This is a genomic window from Sphingobium limneticum, from assembly GCF_008710155.1.
Lineage (GTDB): Bacteria > Pseudomonadota > Alphaproteobacteria > Sphingomonadales > Sphingomonadaceae > Sphingobium > Sphingobium limneticum.
Window position 1 is genome coordinate 73,261 of sequence record NZ_VYPZ01000015.1, and the last position, 14,073, is coordinate 87,333.

A 14,073-nucleotide genomic window follows, 5' to 3' on the forward strand; every position below is an offset into this window, starting at 1 on the left:
TGAGTTTGCGCCCATATAGGGCGTAGGTGTCGCCATGCCATTAATGCCGGACCTGCGACAACGCCATGGCCCGATGATGAAAAGAATGTCATCCGGGCCTGATCGTCACCAACCAGATATCGGGCGGCGCCAGCATCCGCGCCGGCGCGCTGCTTGTGCCCACCCCGCCCGACACGATCATCGTCCGCGCGCCCTCCCGATAGACGCCGCACGCATAGCGCGTTCCATATTTCGACGGCACATAGGTGATGCCGACGAAGGGGAAGGCGATCTGCCCGCAATGGGTATGCCCCACCACAGTCAGCGATCGCGCGTCCGGCAGCTTGGGAAACACGTCCGGCCCATGCGACAGGATGACCGGCGCCCCGCCGACCCGCGCCATCGCCGCCAGCGTCCCCGGCATATCGGGCTTGCGCGTATAGATATCCTGCAATCCGCCGATCGCCAGCGGCCCGCGCCGCACCGCCCGATCCTGCAACAGGGTGATGCCCAACTTCGCAAAAGCCGCCTGCCAGTCCCGCTCGTTCAAGGCCCGGCGATTGAGCTTGCTGCGACTATCATGATTGCCCAGCACCGCCACCACGCCCAGCGGCGCGCGCAGCCCCGCAAAGGGCGCGATGCTCGTCCGCGCATCATAAATCGCCCCGCCCTTGTCATCGCCGATATAATCGCCGCCCAGCAGGATGAGGTCGGGCTTCAACCCGTTGATCTGCCTGACGATCCGCGCCAGCCGCGCCGGGCTGTTGTCCGGCCCCGACAAATGCGTATCGGTCAGCAGCGCGACTGTTACCGCCTTGCGCGGCGCATCGGCGGGAAAGGGCAGCACCACCTCCGCCCGCCGCACGATCGGCATGGCACTGGCATTGTGCAGCAGCCAGAAAGCAAGCCCCGCAACGAGCAAAATCAGCGCAGCTAACGCCCAGAGAAATTTCCGGATCAACTTACAACCCAACCACCTCGCAATGACGGATTCTCACTTCCCCGCCTTCTTCGCCGTCATCCGCTCCCGGAAACGGGCCGCCCATCCCGCCTTGCCGATCTGCTCGGGCCGCACCAGACACAGCGCATCCGCCTCCACCGGCTTCGTCACCACGCTGCCCGCCGCCACGATCGCCCCGTCGCCGATCGTCACCGGCGCCACCAGCGCACTGTTCGACCCGACGAACGCCCCCGCGCCGATCTCCGTCTTGTACTTGAAGAAGCCATCATAATTGCAGGTGATGACCCCCGCGCCGATATTGCTCCCCGCCCCCACGCTGGCATCGCCGACATAGGACAGGTGATTGACCTTCGCCCCCTCGCCCAGGGTCGCCTTCTTGATCTCGACGAAATTGCCGACCTTGGCCTTGACGCCGATGTCCGCGCCGGGCCGCAACCGCGCATAGGGACCGATCGCCGCGCCGCTGGCCACGCTCGCCCCCTCCAGATGCGAAAAGGCGTGGATGACCACATCGTCCGCCACGGTCACGCCCGGCCCGAACACGACGTTCGGCTCCACCACCACATCGCGCCCCAGCACGGTATCATGCGCGAAGAACACCGTTTCGGGCGCCACCAACGTCACGCCATCGCGCATCGCCTCGGCCCGGCGGCGCGCCTGCCACACCGCCTCGACCCCCGCCAGCTCGGCCCGGCTGTTCACGCCCGCCACTTCCCACGCTTCCGTTTCGATGACGGCGCTCGTCCCGCCGGGCAGCATGACGATATCGGGCAGATAATATTCGCCCGCCGCATTATTGTTGCCGATCTGGTCGAGCAGCACAAACAGGTCGGTCGATCGCACCGCCATCAGCCCGCTATTGCACAGGGTAACGGCCCGCTCGCCTTCGCTCGCATCCTTATACTCGACCATCTTCTCGATGATGCCCTGCCCGTCGGCGACGATCCGGCCATAGGCCGCCGCATCGTCCGGGCGAAAGCCCAGCACCACCGCGCGCGGCTCGTCGCCCCGGCTCAACCGGTCCAGCATCGCCTGCATCGTGCCCGCACTCACCAGCGGCACGTCGCCGTAAAGGATCAGCACATCGCCCGCGAATCCGGCCAGCGCATCATGCGCCTGCGCCACCGCATGCCCGGTGCCCAGCTGCGCCTCCTGCACCGCGATGACCGCGCCGGTGCCGGCCACCGCCTTCTCCACCTGCGCGCGCCCCGCGCCCACGACCACCACCTGCCGCTCGGGCGCCAATTCGCTGACGCTCGCCAGCAGGTGCAGCAGCATGGATCGCCCCGCAATCGGATGCAGAACCTTGTGAAGCGACGATTTCATCCGCGTCCCCTGCCCGGCGGCAAGGATGATGACGGCCAAAGGACGGTCGCTTGGACGGCTGGCGGAACTGGTCACGATGATTTTCCCGGCAAAAGCTATGACTTGTCCTTCCTCTGCCATGTTTGCCTTGCCTTTGCCACCGCGCAGGCGGCATGGCAGGCACCATGAGCAGCATCCCTTTCGACATCGTCGGTTTCGACCTGGACGGCACCCTGATCGACACCAGCGGCGATCTTGCCGCGGCGGTCAATTATGCCATCGGCACGATCGGCCGGCCGCCCTTCCCGGCCGCCGCGATCCACCCCTTCGTCGGCAAGGGCGCAAAGATCATGCTCGCCCGCGCGCTCGACGCATCGGGCGGCTATGACGCCGAAACGCTCGACAGCCTGCTCCCCATATTGCTCGATTATTATGAGCAGAATCTCGCCATCCACTCGCTCCCCTATCCTGGCCTGATCGACGCGATGGACGCCCTGACCGACGCCGGCGTCAAACTCGCCATCTGCACCAACAAGGCGGAACGATTCACCATCCCCCTGATGCACCAGATCGGCCTGTCGGATCGGTTCGCGGCCATCGTGGGCGGCGATACCGTCGGCGTGGCCAAGCCCGACCCCGCGCCGATCCGGGAAATGGTCGCCCGCGCCGGCGGCGGCCGCACCATCTTCATCGGCGACACGATCAACGACATTGCCGGCGCGCGCAACGCCGGCCTTGCCAATATCGCGGTCGGCTTCGGCTTCCTCGACGGTCCGGTCGAAAATCTGGATGCCGATGCGGTGATCGACCATTTCGACGAGCTGGTCCCGCTGCTGCAACGCTGGCCCGCCTGACATGCATCTGCGGCTGGAACAGGACGGCCCGGTCGCCCGGCTGCTGATCGACCGGCCGGACCGGCGCAACGCCATGACCCAGGCGATGTGGGAACAGCTCCCCCGGCTCGTCGGCCAGGCGATGGCCGATGACGCCGTCCGCGTCCTCATCCTCGCCTCCGCCACGCCCGGCCTCTTCTGCGCGGGCGCCGACATCAACGAATTTGCCGCCTGCTCCGGCCAAGAAGACTGGCGCATAGCCAATCAGGCCGCGATCCGCGCCAGCCAATATGCGCTCGCCCATGCGCAAAAGCCGGTGATCGCCGCGATCGACGGCGATTGCGTCGGTGGCGGCTGCGGCCTTGCCATCGCCTGCGACCTGCGCATCGCATCGCCCACCGCGCGCCTCGGCATCACGCCTGCCAAACTCGGCATCGTCTATTCGCTGTTCGACACGAAATTGCTGCTCGATCTGGTCGGCCCGGCCCGTGCCAAGCGCATCCTCTTCACCGGCGCGCTCCACACCGCCGACGACGCGCTGGCAATCGGCCTGATCGAAGAGATCGCGCCCGATCCCCTCACCGCCGCCGATACGCTCGCCCGCACCATCGCCGCCAACGCCCAGCACAGCGTCCGCGCGTCCAAGGCGATCGTCCGCCGCATCCTCGATGGCCAGGCGGACGACGACGCCACCACGCTCGCCCTGTTCCGCGACGCCTTCACCCTGCCCGACTTCGCCAAAGGCGTCACCGCCTTCCGCACCAAAAGCCGCCCGGATTTCTGACCGGCCACACGCACCCTATTCCCGTCATGCCAGCGAAAGCCGGCTTCTCGAACGAGTACATTGTTCCCCGGCGTAGGCCGGGGTCCAGTTCGGAGCGTGGCACTGGACCCTTGATGGGAGTCACGCGCCTCCCATCAACTGCGCCTGGGAACGCTTCGAATGAGCCGGCGCCATGGGGCCTCGCGATCAGGCAGGCGCATATCGCGGCGCGGCCTAACGTTCCAAAACAGAAGAAGTCCAATACGAAAAGGCCCGGCGCAAACCGGACCTTTATCGCAAAACCATCCACACGGGCCGCGCGGATCATGGCAAGGCATCATGTCGCTCACCCATATGTACCGTTCCCCGGCGCAGGCCGGGGTCCAGTTCAAATCGTGGGACTGTACCCTCGATAGAAGTCACGCGCCTCCCATCAACTACGCCGGGGAACGGGAAACGATCGCTTCACATCATGGCGCGTCGGGATCAGTTCCCGACCACCGGCCGCACGGTCTTGCCCGCATCCGCATAACGCTCGCCCGTCTCGGCGCGCGCGATGGCGGCGGTGATCGGCGCTTCGACATGGGCGATCGTCTTGGCCTTGCAGCTCATCTGCGCTTGCAGATCCATCGACGCGCAGACGCGGTTGGCGGCGCGCGCGATGCGGCTGCGCAGCTTCTGCTGATGCGCCGCCTGCGCCAGGTCCAGGTCGCCATGATAGACGCCGGTGGTGCGGCCATTGGACTGGAACTCCTGCGCGGACGCGGCGCCGGCGCTGGCCAGCAAAGCGATGGAGGCAAGAGCGGCGGCAAATTGGGTCGAACGGAACATGGGGCTATCTCCTCGAAATCTGTTGTGGCCGGCGCCCCGTCAAAGGGGGGCTATGGAAAGCGCCGGGTGCGAACGGGCGGAGCCGGAAGGGTCTTTTCAGGGGGGGGCGGCACCTGCCCCGTTCGCCTCATCTTGTTACGCCTCCGATCCGCCCGGCGCCCGTCCGCTTCGACCCGGCAACGATCCCCATCGGCCAACGACGCCATTGCCGACCAAGCGCCGACGCACGCGGACGAACGGCGGGACGAACGACATGTCCCGCTTCTGCAAACGACATTTCCGTAAGGGATTATGGTGAAATACGCCTGAGGCGCATCCGCACCGACATGCGCTCTTATGCCAAAAAGCAATGATGGGAACCTATGGCTTAGCGTTCCCCGGCGTAGGCCGGGGTCCAGTGCAGAGCGTGGGACTGGAGCCCGGCCTCCGCCGGGGAACCCTCCATATGAGTCAGTCTCAGGGCTTCTTGCTCTTATGCGCATGTCGAGACGGGCAACCCCGCGAATCACGCGGACATGAAAACGCCCCCGGCGCAAGGGATGCCGGGGGCGTATCCAGATGCTGTCGGGCACTCCGGATCAGGATAATTGTATCAAGGGGAAACGACGCCATTTGCGGTGAACCGTCGCTTAACGGGTGCAACCCGCGCTGCCCTATGCCCTCATCATAGCGACAGGATGATGACGATCCCGCCCGCTTCGATGATCCGCCCATGCGCACCGCCCGGCGGCATGCCGGGGGGACGAACGGCCCTCGTCGCGCCACCAACGACATGAGACAGGGTGGAGCCGGCGCTCGAAATCCCTTTTGCGCCAGATGCTTCGCAACCGCCCTCGCATTTGATCGTTCGCTTTCCTATCTTCGCCCTGGGGATGCCCGCTTCCGCTTGCTCCCGCCTCATCGAACAAATATAGAACGGCCCCATGAGTCTGACCCACATCTCCGTGCGCGGCGCGCGTGAACACAACCTCAAGGGCGTGGACGTCGATCTGCCCCGCGACTCCCTCGTCGTCATCACCGGCCTGTCCGGCTCGGGCAAATCGTCCCTCGCCTTCGACACCATCTATGCGGAGGGTCAGCGCCGCTATGTGGAATCGCTCTCCGCCTATGCGCGCCAGTTTCTGGAGATGATGCAGAAGCCCGATGTCGAGCATATCGAGGGCCTCAGCCCCGCCATCTCCATCGAGCAGAAGACCACCAGCCGCAACCCGCGCTCCACCGTCGCCACGGTCACGGAAATCTACGACTATATGCGCCTCCTGTGGGCGCGCGTCGGCATCCCCTACAGCCCCGCGACCGGCCTCCCCATCAGCGCCCAGACCGTCAGCCAGATGGTGGACCGCGTGATGCTCCTGCCCGAAGGCACCCGCTTCTACCTGCTCGCCCCCGTGGTGCGCGGGCGCAAGGGCGAATATCGCAAGGAACTGGCCGAATGGCAGAAGGCGGGCTACACCCGCGTCCGCATCGACGGCGAAATGTATCTGATCGAGGATGCCCCCGCCCTCGACAAGAAGTACAAGCATGACATCGAAGTCGTCGTCGATCGCCTGGCCGTGGACCCGGACATGGGCACCCGCCTCGCGGACAGTTTCGAACAGGCCCTCAAACTCGCCGACGGCCTCGCCTATGTCGATCTGGCCGAAGGCGTCGTGCCCGGCCGCGAAGACGAAGTGCAGTCCACCGACAAGAAGATGAAGGGCGCGGGCATCCCCCTCAACCGCATCGTCTTTTCGGAGAAGTTCGCCTGCCCCGTCAGCGGCTTCACCATCCCCGACATCGAACCGCGCCTCTTCTCCTTCAACGCCCCCCTGGGCGCCTGCCCCGCCTGCGATGGCCTGGGTGAACGGCAGGAATTCGATCCCGACCTCGTCGTCCCCAACGAAGCGCTCTCGATCAAGAAGGGCGCCGTCGTCCCCTGGGCCAAATCCAACCCGCCCAGCCCTTATTATATGCAGGTGCTCGGCTCCCTCGCCAAGGAGTTCGGCTTCAGCCTCGAAACCCCCTGGACCGACCTGCCGGGCGAAGTGAAGCTCATCATCCTGCACGGCACCGGCGGCAAGCCCGTCACCCTGCGCTTCCAGGACGGCAAGAAAAGCTATGAGGTCAAGAAAGCGTTTGAGGGCGTCATCGGCAACCTCAACCGCCGCCTCCTGCAAACGGACTCCGCCTGGATGCGCGAGGAACTGGCCAAATATCAGACCGCCATGCCCTGCGAAACCTGCCACGGCGCGCGCCTGAAACCCGAAGCATTGGCCGTGAAGATCGCGGGCGAGGACATCAGCCTCTCCACCCGCCGCTCGGTCGTGGACGCGCTCAACTTCTTCACCACCATGCCCGAAGCGCTGAACGATCAACAGAACCAGATCGCCAAGGCCATCCTCAAGGAAATCGTCGAGCGCCTGGGCTTCCTCAACAATGTCGGCCTCGACTATCTCAACCTCGACCGCACCAGCGGCACGCTATCGGGCGGCGAAAGCCAGCGCATCCGCCTCGCCAGCCAGATCGGCAGCGGCCTGTCAGGCGTCCTCTACGTCCTCGACGAACCCTCGATCGGCCTGCACCAGCGCGACAACGACCGCCTGCTCGTCACGCTGAAGCGCCTGCGCGACCTCGGCAACAGCGTCATCGTCGTGGAGCATGACGAGGATGCGATCCGCGCCGCCGACTATATCGTCGACATGGGGCCGGGCGCCGGCGTCCATGGCGGCGCCATCGTCGCACAGGGCACGCTCAAGCAGATCCTGAAAAACAAGGACAGCCTGACCGCGGACTATCTCAACGGCACCCGCCGCATCGAAGTCCCGGCCAAGCGTCGCAAGGGATCGGGCAAGAAACTCACCGTCCACAACGCCCGCGCCAACAACCTGCGTGGCGTCACCGCGTCGATCCCGCTCGGCACCTTCACCTGCATCACCGGCGTGTCGGGATCGGGCAAGTCCAGCTTCACCATCGACACCCTCTATGCGGCATCGGCGCGCGCCCTCAACGGCGCCCGCATCGTCGCCGGCGCGCATGACAAGGTGACGGGCCTCGACCATTGCGACAAGGTGATCGACATCGACCAGTCGCCCATCGGCCGCACCCCGCGCTCCAACCCGGCCACCTATACCGGCGCCTTCACCAACATCCGCGACTGGTTCGCCGGCCTCCCCGAAGCGCAGGCGCGCGGCTACAAGCCCGGCCGCTTCAGCTTCAACGTCAAGGGCGGCCGCTGCGAAGCCTGCACCGGCGACGGCCTGCTCAAGATCGAGATGCACTTCCTCCCCGACGTCTATGTCACCTGCGACGTCTGCCACGGCGCCCGCTATAATCGCGAGACGCTGGAGGTGAAGTTCAAGGGCCTCTCGATCGCCGACGTCCTGGACATGACGGTCGAGGATGCGGTCGAATTCTTCAAGGCCGTGCCGCCCATCCGCGACAAGATGGCGATGCTGGCGGAAGTCGGCCTTGGCTATATCAAGGTCGGCCAGCAGGCCACGACCCTGTCCGGCGGCGAAGCCCAGCGCGTCAAACTCGCCAAGGAACTCAGCCGCCGCGCCACCGGCAACACGCTCTACATCCTGGACGAACCCACGACGGGCCTGCATTTCGAGGATGTCCGCAAACTCCTCGAAGTCCTCCACGCGCTGGTCGACCAGGGCAACAGCGTGGTCGTGATCGAACATAATCTCGACGTCATCAAGACGGCGGACTGGATCATCGACATGGGACCAGAGGGTGGCGTGAAGGGCGGCGAAGTGGTCGCGGAAGGCACGCCGGAAAAGGTCGTGAAGGAGAAGCGCAGCTTTACGGGGCGCTATCTTGCGCCGTTGCTGGGGCTGGAGGCTTTGGCAGCGGAATGAATTTCTTATGAGATTCGAAACAGAAAAATATATAGGTAAAAATCTTTTGAATGCGCCGGAACGAGAACTAGTTCAATATTTATGCAATGAGTCATCATCATTATACTGGTTCTTTAATTTTGTAGTTGAGCCAGCCATTGGGCCACCTCCTCGCCCAGGTTGGGATTACATTATTTTTGCGGAAGTACCCCGAGAGGATTTGGGCCTTAAGCCGGGACAACCCGGCGATATAGACATATTGATAATCCCAACCTTTCATGGGCAACCGCGACCGGAGTTTGCTGCCGCTATTGAAGTGAAAAGACTGGCACTTAGAGGTCCAAACTGGAGTAAGAATGTAGACAGATATGGTATTACGCAAGCCAATGGATTGTTGAAAGCGGGCTTCCCATATGTTGGCATCTTACATCTGATCATGAACGCGCCTGGGCCGACCGAAAACTGGAGAAATCTTCAAGAATTCAAAGTGGTAGGCGATGACGGGCGAGTTGAGTTTGTGGCTGAAACAGAAATCGACATGACCGGTCCGATTGCAGCCGAGCGACAGTTCAGTCGATTATTAAAGCAAAATCCCCACCCGTCGATTGGGCTGAACTGCGTGGCGGTAAGTCAGACGTTATACTCAGAGGGTAGCCGAGGCTGGCTATCAGTGACAGATCCAGAGCTGCGGCACGCGTCTAAAAGTCAGTTTACGCACCCGGTGATGCTAGCGAATTTGAAGACTTTAGCTGACTGCGCCTCCCCTCATCTAAAGATGCGCCCAGCAGACGCCCGGCGCAATCAAAACTAATTTTAGTAAATGCGGCCCACATGTTCGACTGGTACATAAAGCGTGCCAATAGTATCCTTCATTTCATGCCCAAACTCACCCCCATCGAGTCCGAGTTCGCGACGACCGAAGAGGCAGCAGCCTACGACACATGGCTCCGCTCGGAGATTGAGGCATCGCTGGCAGACCCCCGCCCCGGCGTCCCGCATGAAATCGTCATGGCAGAAATGCAGGCCATCATAGACCGACGCAAAAAACGACCTGATCAGGCATGACCGCCTATCGCCCCGAGTTCGAAGCCGCGCTCGCCGCCTTTGCTCGCGTCAGTGAAGCCATGGCCAAAGCCGGAAGGGAAAGCCCTGTCCTCGTCGGCGGCGCAGCGGTGGAAATCTATACGCTAGGCGCCATCAATACCGGCGACTTCGACATCGTGACGGGCGCGCAGTCCGCATTCGAGACTGTGTTGCAGGATCATGGATTTATCCGTCCGGTTGGATCTGGCAAGGCGACACGCGGCTGGATTCATCCCGTTCTTCAACTAGGCTTCGAAATCGTCTCGTCCACGCTGCTGGACGGTCAGGCCGACCGCAGCCGGGTGCGTCCGATCCGGGTCGGTGACAAAGGCGTCATTCATGTCATCGCGGTAGAAGACATGATCGCCGATCGCATGGGTCAATATGCATCGGGCACGGCCCGCGATATGTTGCAGCAGGCCCGCACCCTCGCCCGCCTTTCGGAACAGCTTGATTTGGACTATATGGAAAGCCGTATCCGCTATGAAACGGCCGGCGACTATGGAATCGAAGATGTCATCCTCTGAACCGATCACGCTGGAAGAACTCGGCCGTCAGATCGCACGCCGTCGCGCCGAACTCGGCATCACCGATGCGGATATTCCCCGAAACAGCGGCACGCGGCGCACGGAGAGCAAGAAAGCCCTGCTTGAGGCAATCAAGGATATCGGCGGCAACTGGTAAAACCCCCGCAAATCCTATTCCCCTGTCCTACACACTCCCCTCCCAATTATCCTCCCGGCAAGACCTTCTCCAACCGGGAGCCAAGCCATGTCCATCCACGACCCCATCCTCCCCGCCGCGCATCCGCAAACCCGCGCCGATGGCTGGTCCCCGGCGCGGCAGCGGCGCTTTCTTGAAGTCCTCGCCTCGTCCGGCGTCATCATGCTCGCCTGTGAAGCCGTGCGCATCACCGCCCGCTCCGCTTATGCGTTGCGCACCCGCTATGACGGCGCGGCCTTTCGCCTCGGCTGGGACGCCGCGATCCTGATCGCCCGCGCGCGCCTCGCGACGGACCTCCTCTCCCGCGCGATCATGGGCAATGAAGAAACCATCCGCAAAGACCCGGACAATTATGAAATCACCCGCCACCGCCACGACAATCGCCTCGCCATGTCGATGCTCGCCCGGCTCGATCGCATGGCTGACTCCCCGGCCGAAGGCTCCGACGCCGCCCTCGCCCGCGTCGTTGCGCAGGATTTCGCCGCCTATCTCGACATGCTCTGTCCGCAGGATGTGGCGCAGGCGGAACTGGACGGCCTCGCCCTCCCTCGCACCGGCGGAGAACCCCGCGCCCGCACTATGGCCGACGCGCAACTGCTCGACGGGTCGCGCCCCGAAACGCCCGAACCGGTGGTGGAGGCGGTCGCCGCGTCCATCTCCTCCGGGGCCTGCGCCGCGCTCTTCGTCGCCGCGCGCATGCCGCTTGCAGCCGGGCAAAATCCGCAGAATCCCGTCGCCGATGAACGGTGTGAACTTCGCCCCGAACCTGCGCCGGAATCAGGGCCGGAACCAGAGCCCAACCGGTCCGATCTGCCGCCGGAGGAAGCCGCCGCCCGTCTGCGCGGCCATTGGTGGGAAAGCCAGCTGGAGCGCTGGCGCACCGACTTCCCGCCGCCACCCGGCTTCACCGGCGATGCCAGCAGCAGCGACTATGATGTGGACGATTACGACCGCGATCTGACGCCCGATGAGCAGGCGGCGCTGGAGGCGGAGCATGCGGCCTGGCTCCAACCCTATGAAATGGCGGCGGCCCGCGCCCGCGACGCCTATTTCGGTTTCGCTCGCAAGGGCACCGGCCTGCTGCCCGAAGAAACACCCGCCGAAACGGACACCGGCGCCATGGCGAAAGCCCATCCCGTGCCCGCCTGAACGCCCGCCCCGGCCCCCGATTTGCTATTTCGCCGCCTATCGCCTACATAGGGGAAGCTATAGTCGCAAATCGACGGTCTTTCGGCGCTTTGCGGCTCCCTCACTCCTTCTTTCCCTGCCCCTTTAGCGACCCGGTGCGTCCACACGGGACGCGTCGCAGACAAGAAGGAAGTTTCCATGAGCATCGTAGGCACCGTAAAATTCTTCAACGCCGACAAGGGCTTTGGCTTCATCGCTCCCGATGATGGCAGCCCGGACGCGTTCGTCCACATCAGCGCCGTGGAACGCGCCGGCCTCGCCACGCTGCGCGAAAAGGACCGCGTCTCCTATGATCTGGAGCAGGACCGTCGCGGCAAGATGGCGGCTGTGAACATCGCGCACGCCGAATAATTGGCATGCGATCCGGTCGGGCGCCGCCATGGTGGCGCCCGATCACCTATTCATTGGTTTTGCGCGATTTTCCAGGCATCGGATGATGCCGTCCGACGGGATATCGCTCTGCCAAAACAGGAGCGCAGCCATGGCCAATCCCGACTATCACGCCCTTGCCGCCAAGGCGCATGATGACGCCGCCGCCGCTCTGCTGGACAATGTCCGCGACCGCTGCCTCCGCTCCGAAGCAGCCTTCCTCGCCATGGCCCGCCGCCAGGATCAGATCGACACCAGCCGCGCGCTGCGCGAACGGGGCGGCAATCCGGCCTGACCGGGTTTTCAGACATAATCTTCCAATATGCTGGTGCTCAGCAAAATCAGGTTCAGCGCCACCAGCATCGCCACGTTCCACCGGCGATTATGGACGAACAGCAGGGCGACCAGCAGCGCGAACAGCGACAGCGCGCCGCCAAGATAAAATGCCACGCCCAATGCCCCTGCCGGCCCATCTGCCGCCTCGGGAATGGGACGCAACTCGTCCAATATCCCATGGGCGACCGTCACGACGATGTTGAGGGCCAGCAACCCGGCAATCACCAGCCGGTTCTGCTTGTCGTACCATTCGTCGAAATCGGGCCATTGCTCCGGCTCGTCGGGAAAGATCACCGACGCGATCAGATGATAGGCACCGACGATGGCCAGCACGACCACCAGCGTCAGGTAGCTGGCATCCATCTGGTCCCGCATGCTGAATGCCGTGCCCCAGAAGCTGGTCAGGTCCAGCATGACGAACAGGCCCAGCAGCGGCGTCAACCATCCGACCCGCACCGGCTTGGCGGATCGCTTGAGTTTGAGCACCCTGGCAAAGCCGCCCAATACTTCGGCAATGGCCAGGCCCAGCAACAGGCCGAACGCCGCGAACACCAGATCGAAAGCCGACATGCCTCAATTCCCCCACAGCCCACCGCAAGACTAGCGGAAAGCGCCGCTCAGGCAATCGTCCTCGGAACCCCTGTCGCCGTGGCCAGTTATCCCATCAAACCCACAGATTAGGAGATTCCCATGATCCGCACCCTGATTTTCGGCGCCATCGCCGGCTATGTCGGCAAGAAGCTCTATGACGAAGGCAAGCTGACCGAGTTCAAGGACGACATCGTCGCCCGCTATGGCGAAGCGAAGGCCAAGCTGGACGAACAGCGTGCCGAAACCGGCACCGTAACCGCGTCCAGCACCCCGCTGGTCACCCCGTCCGTCACCAGCAGTCGCCCGCTGCCCAATTAAAAACCATTCCCATCCGGCGGCTACAGTCCCCGCTCGCCGCCGGTCGCCGCCCGCTTGCTGCCATACCCCCTCTCATGGCAGCGACGGGCGGCTTCTCTTTGGGAAACTATCGGCCTGCCAAAGGGTTGATCCGCCGACAGGGACATAAGAGGAGAAACCCCCATGCGCAAACCCGTTCTGGCAGCCGCCATCCTGGCGATGCTCCCACTCGGCGCCTGCACGTCTGACAATTACGGCGGCGGCTACGGCTATGACCGCCCCGGCGACCGCCGCGGTCCACCCCGTGGTCACCGCCGCCCGATCCGCGACAATGACCAGATCTACCGCGACCGCGACGGCCGCTATTATTGCAAGCGGGATGACGGCACCACCGGCACCATCGTCGGCGCCATCGCAGGCGGCGTTCTGGGCAACATCATCGCTCCGGGCGGCTCGAAAACGCTAGGCACCATCCTGGGCGGCGCCGGCGGCGCGCTGGCCGGCCGAGCGATCGACAAGAACGACATCAACTGCGAATGACATAAAAAAGGGCTGTGGGGATTACTCCCCACGGCCTTTCCTACTCCGTGATGTTGGCTTACAGCTTTTCGGTAAGCTCCGGCACCACCTTGAACAGATCGCCGACCAGGCCGATGTCCGCGACCTGGAAGATCGGCGCATCCTCGTCCTTGTTGATGGCGATGATGGTCTTGCTGTCCTTCATGCCAGCCAGATGCTGGATCGCGCCGGAAATGCCGACAGCGATATAGACTTCGGGCGCCACGATCTTGCCGGTCTGGCCGACCTGATAGTCGTTGGGCACATAGCCCGCATCGACCGCCGCACGGCTCGCACCGACCGCAGCCCCCAGCTTGTCGGCCAGCGGGAAGATGGTCGCCTCGAACGTCTCGCCATCCTTCAGCGCCCGGCCGCCCGACACGATGATCTTGGCGCTGGTCAGTTCGGGACGTTCCAGCTTGACGATCTCGGCGC

The 14,073-nt window shown here is 63.8% G+C and carries 17 protein-coding genes; 12 read left to right on the plus strand and 5 right to left on the minus strand.

Annotated features, from left to right (window positions below; translation table 11 throughout):
* Positions 1-88: 88 nt before the first annotated feature.
* Together F4U94_RS16585 and glmU are read right to left on the minus strand one after the other, a co-directional pair.
* The gene (locus F4U94_RS16585) at positions 89-940 is read right to left on the minus strand and encodes a metallophosphoesterase (RefSeq protein WP_427771284.1); all 852 of its coding nucleotides are present in this window, start codon (positions 938-940) and stop codon (positions 89-91) included.
* A gap of 33 nt (positions 941-973) precedes the next feature.
* A complete protein-coding gene (gene glmU, locus F4U94_RS16590; protein ID WP_249042067.1) occupies positions 974-2,266 on the minus strand; it encodes a bifunctional UDP-N-acetylglucosamine diphosphorylase/glucosamine-1-phosphate N-acetyltransferase GlmU in 1,293 nt (430 codons plus the stop codon).
* A 164-nt stretch (positions 2,267-2,430) separates the two neighbouring features.
* On the opposite strand from glmU, the gene F4U94_RS16595 reads away from it, so the two are divergent.
* Together F4U94_RS16595 and F4U94_RS16600 are read left to right on the plus strand one after the other, a co-directional pair.
* Entirely contained in the window at positions 2,431-3,099 is a 669-nt protein-coding gene (locus F4U94_RS16595) for an HAD family hydrolase (RefSeq protein ID WP_120252112.1), read from the plus strand.
* 1 nt (position 3,100) lies between these two features.
* The gene (locus F4U94_RS16600; RefSeq protein WP_120250544.1) at positions 3,101-3,862 is read left to right on the plus strand and encodes an enoyl-CoA hydratase/isomerase family protein; all 762 of its coding nucleotides are present in this window, start codon (positions 3,101-3,103) and stop codon (positions 3,860-3,862) included.
* Between the two features lie 465 nt (positions 3,863-4,327).
* Here F4U94_RS16600 and F4U94_RS16605 read toward each other — a convergent pair whose 3' ends face one another.
* Positions 4,328-4,672, minus strand: coding sequence for a UrcA family protein (locus F4U94_RS16605; RefSeq protein WP_120250545.1), 345 nt, complete (start codon positions 4,670-4,672; stop codon positions 4,328-4,330).
* Between the two features lie 923 nt (positions 4,673-5,595).
* Between F4U94_RS16605 and uvrA the strand changes: the two genes are divergently transcribed.
* The 8 genes from uvrA to F4U94_RS16645 all read left to right on the plus strand — a co-directional run bounded on the left by uvrA (position 5,596) and on the right by F4U94_RS16645 (position 12,151).
* Positions 5,596-8,514: an excinuclease ABC subunit UvrA gene (uvrA, locus tag F4U94_RS16610; protein ID WP_120250547.1), complete on the plus strand. Its 2,919-nt coding sequence runs from the start codon at positions 5,596-5,598 to the stop codon at positions 8,512-8,514.
* Between the two features lie 7 nt (positions 8,515-8,521).
* Positions 8,522-9,304: a hypothetical protein gene (locus F4U94_RS16615; protein WP_145986219.1), complete on the plus strand. Its 783-nt coding sequence runs from the start codon at positions 8,522-8,524 to the stop codon at positions 9,302-9,304.
* A 65-nt stretch (positions 9,305-9,369) separates the two neighbouring features.
* Positions 9,370-9,558 (plus strand): type II toxin-antitoxin system RelB family antitoxin, encoded by a 189-nt coding sequence (gene relB, locus F4U94_RS16620; protein ID WP_120252113.1) that lies wholly within the window; start codon positions 9,370-9,372, stop codon positions 9,556-9,558.
* Positions 9,555-10,103, plus strand: coding sequence for a hypothetical protein (locus F4U94_RS16625; protein ID WP_120250548.1), 549 nt, complete (start codon positions 9,555-9,557; stop codon positions 10,101-10,103). Before relB ends, F4U94_RS16625 begins: the two co-directional genes overlap by 4 nt.
* Positions 10,078-10,260, plus strand: a complete 183-nt coding sequence (locus tag F4U94_RS16630) for a hypothetical protein (protein ID WP_120250549.1) — start codon at positions 10,078-10,080, stop codon at positions 10,258-10,260. The genes F4U94_RS16625 and F4U94_RS16630 overlap by 26 nt, the downstream gene beginning before the upstream one ends.
* An 87-nt stretch (positions 10,261-10,347) precedes the next feature.
* Positions 10,348-11,448 carry a hypothetical protein gene (locus F4U94_RS16635; RefSeq protein ID WP_232015712.1) on the plus strand — a complete coding sequence of 367 codons (1,101 nt, stop codon included), beginning with the start codon at positions 10,348-10,350 and terminating at the stop codon, positions 11,446-11,448.
* 177 nt (positions 11,449-11,625) lie between these two features.
* Complete coding sequence (locus tag F4U94_RS16640) at positions 11,626-11,838, plus strand: cold-shock protein (RefSeq protein ID WP_120250550.1); 213 nt, start codon at positions 11,626-11,628, stop codon at positions 11,836-11,838.
* Between the two features lie 130 nt (positions 11,839-11,968).
* Complete coding sequence (locus F4U94_RS16645; RefSeq protein WP_120250551.1) at positions 11,969-12,151, plus strand: hypothetical protein; 183 nt, start codon at positions 11,969-11,971, stop codon at positions 12,149-12,151.
* 8 nt (positions 12,152-12,159) lie between these two features.
* Here the strand turns inward: F4U94_RS16645 and F4U94_RS16650 are convergent, their stop codons facing one another.
* Positions 12,160-12,762 (minus strand): hypothetical protein, encoded by a 603-nt coding sequence (locus F4U94_RS16650; protein ID WP_120250552.1) that lies wholly within the window; start codon positions 12,760-12,762, stop codon positions 12,160-12,162.
* Between the two features lie 120 nt (positions 12,763-12,882).
* Between F4U94_RS16650 and F4U94_RS16655 the strand changes: the two genes are divergently transcribed.
* Both F4U94_RS16655 and F4U94_RS16660 read left to right on the plus strand, forming a co-directional pair.
* Entirely contained in the window at positions 12,883-13,101 is a 219-nt protein-coding gene (locus F4U94_RS16655) for a hypothetical protein (RefSeq protein ID WP_120250553.1), read from the plus strand.
* 162 nt (positions 13,102-13,263) lie between these two features.
* Positions 13,264-13,620: a glycine zipper 2TM domain-containing protein gene (locus F4U94_RS16660; protein ID WP_120250554.1), complete on the plus strand. Its 357-nt coding sequence runs from the start codon at positions 13,264-13,266 to the stop codon at positions 13,618-13,620.
* 58 nt (positions 13,621-13,678) lie between these two features.
* Here F4U94_RS16660 and F4U94_RS16665 read toward each other — a convergent pair.
* Positions 13,679-14,073: electron transfer flavoprotein subunit alpha/FixB family protein (locus F4U94_RS16665; protein WP_211363307.1), on the minus strand; the 395-nt coding region annotated here is incomplete at its 5' end.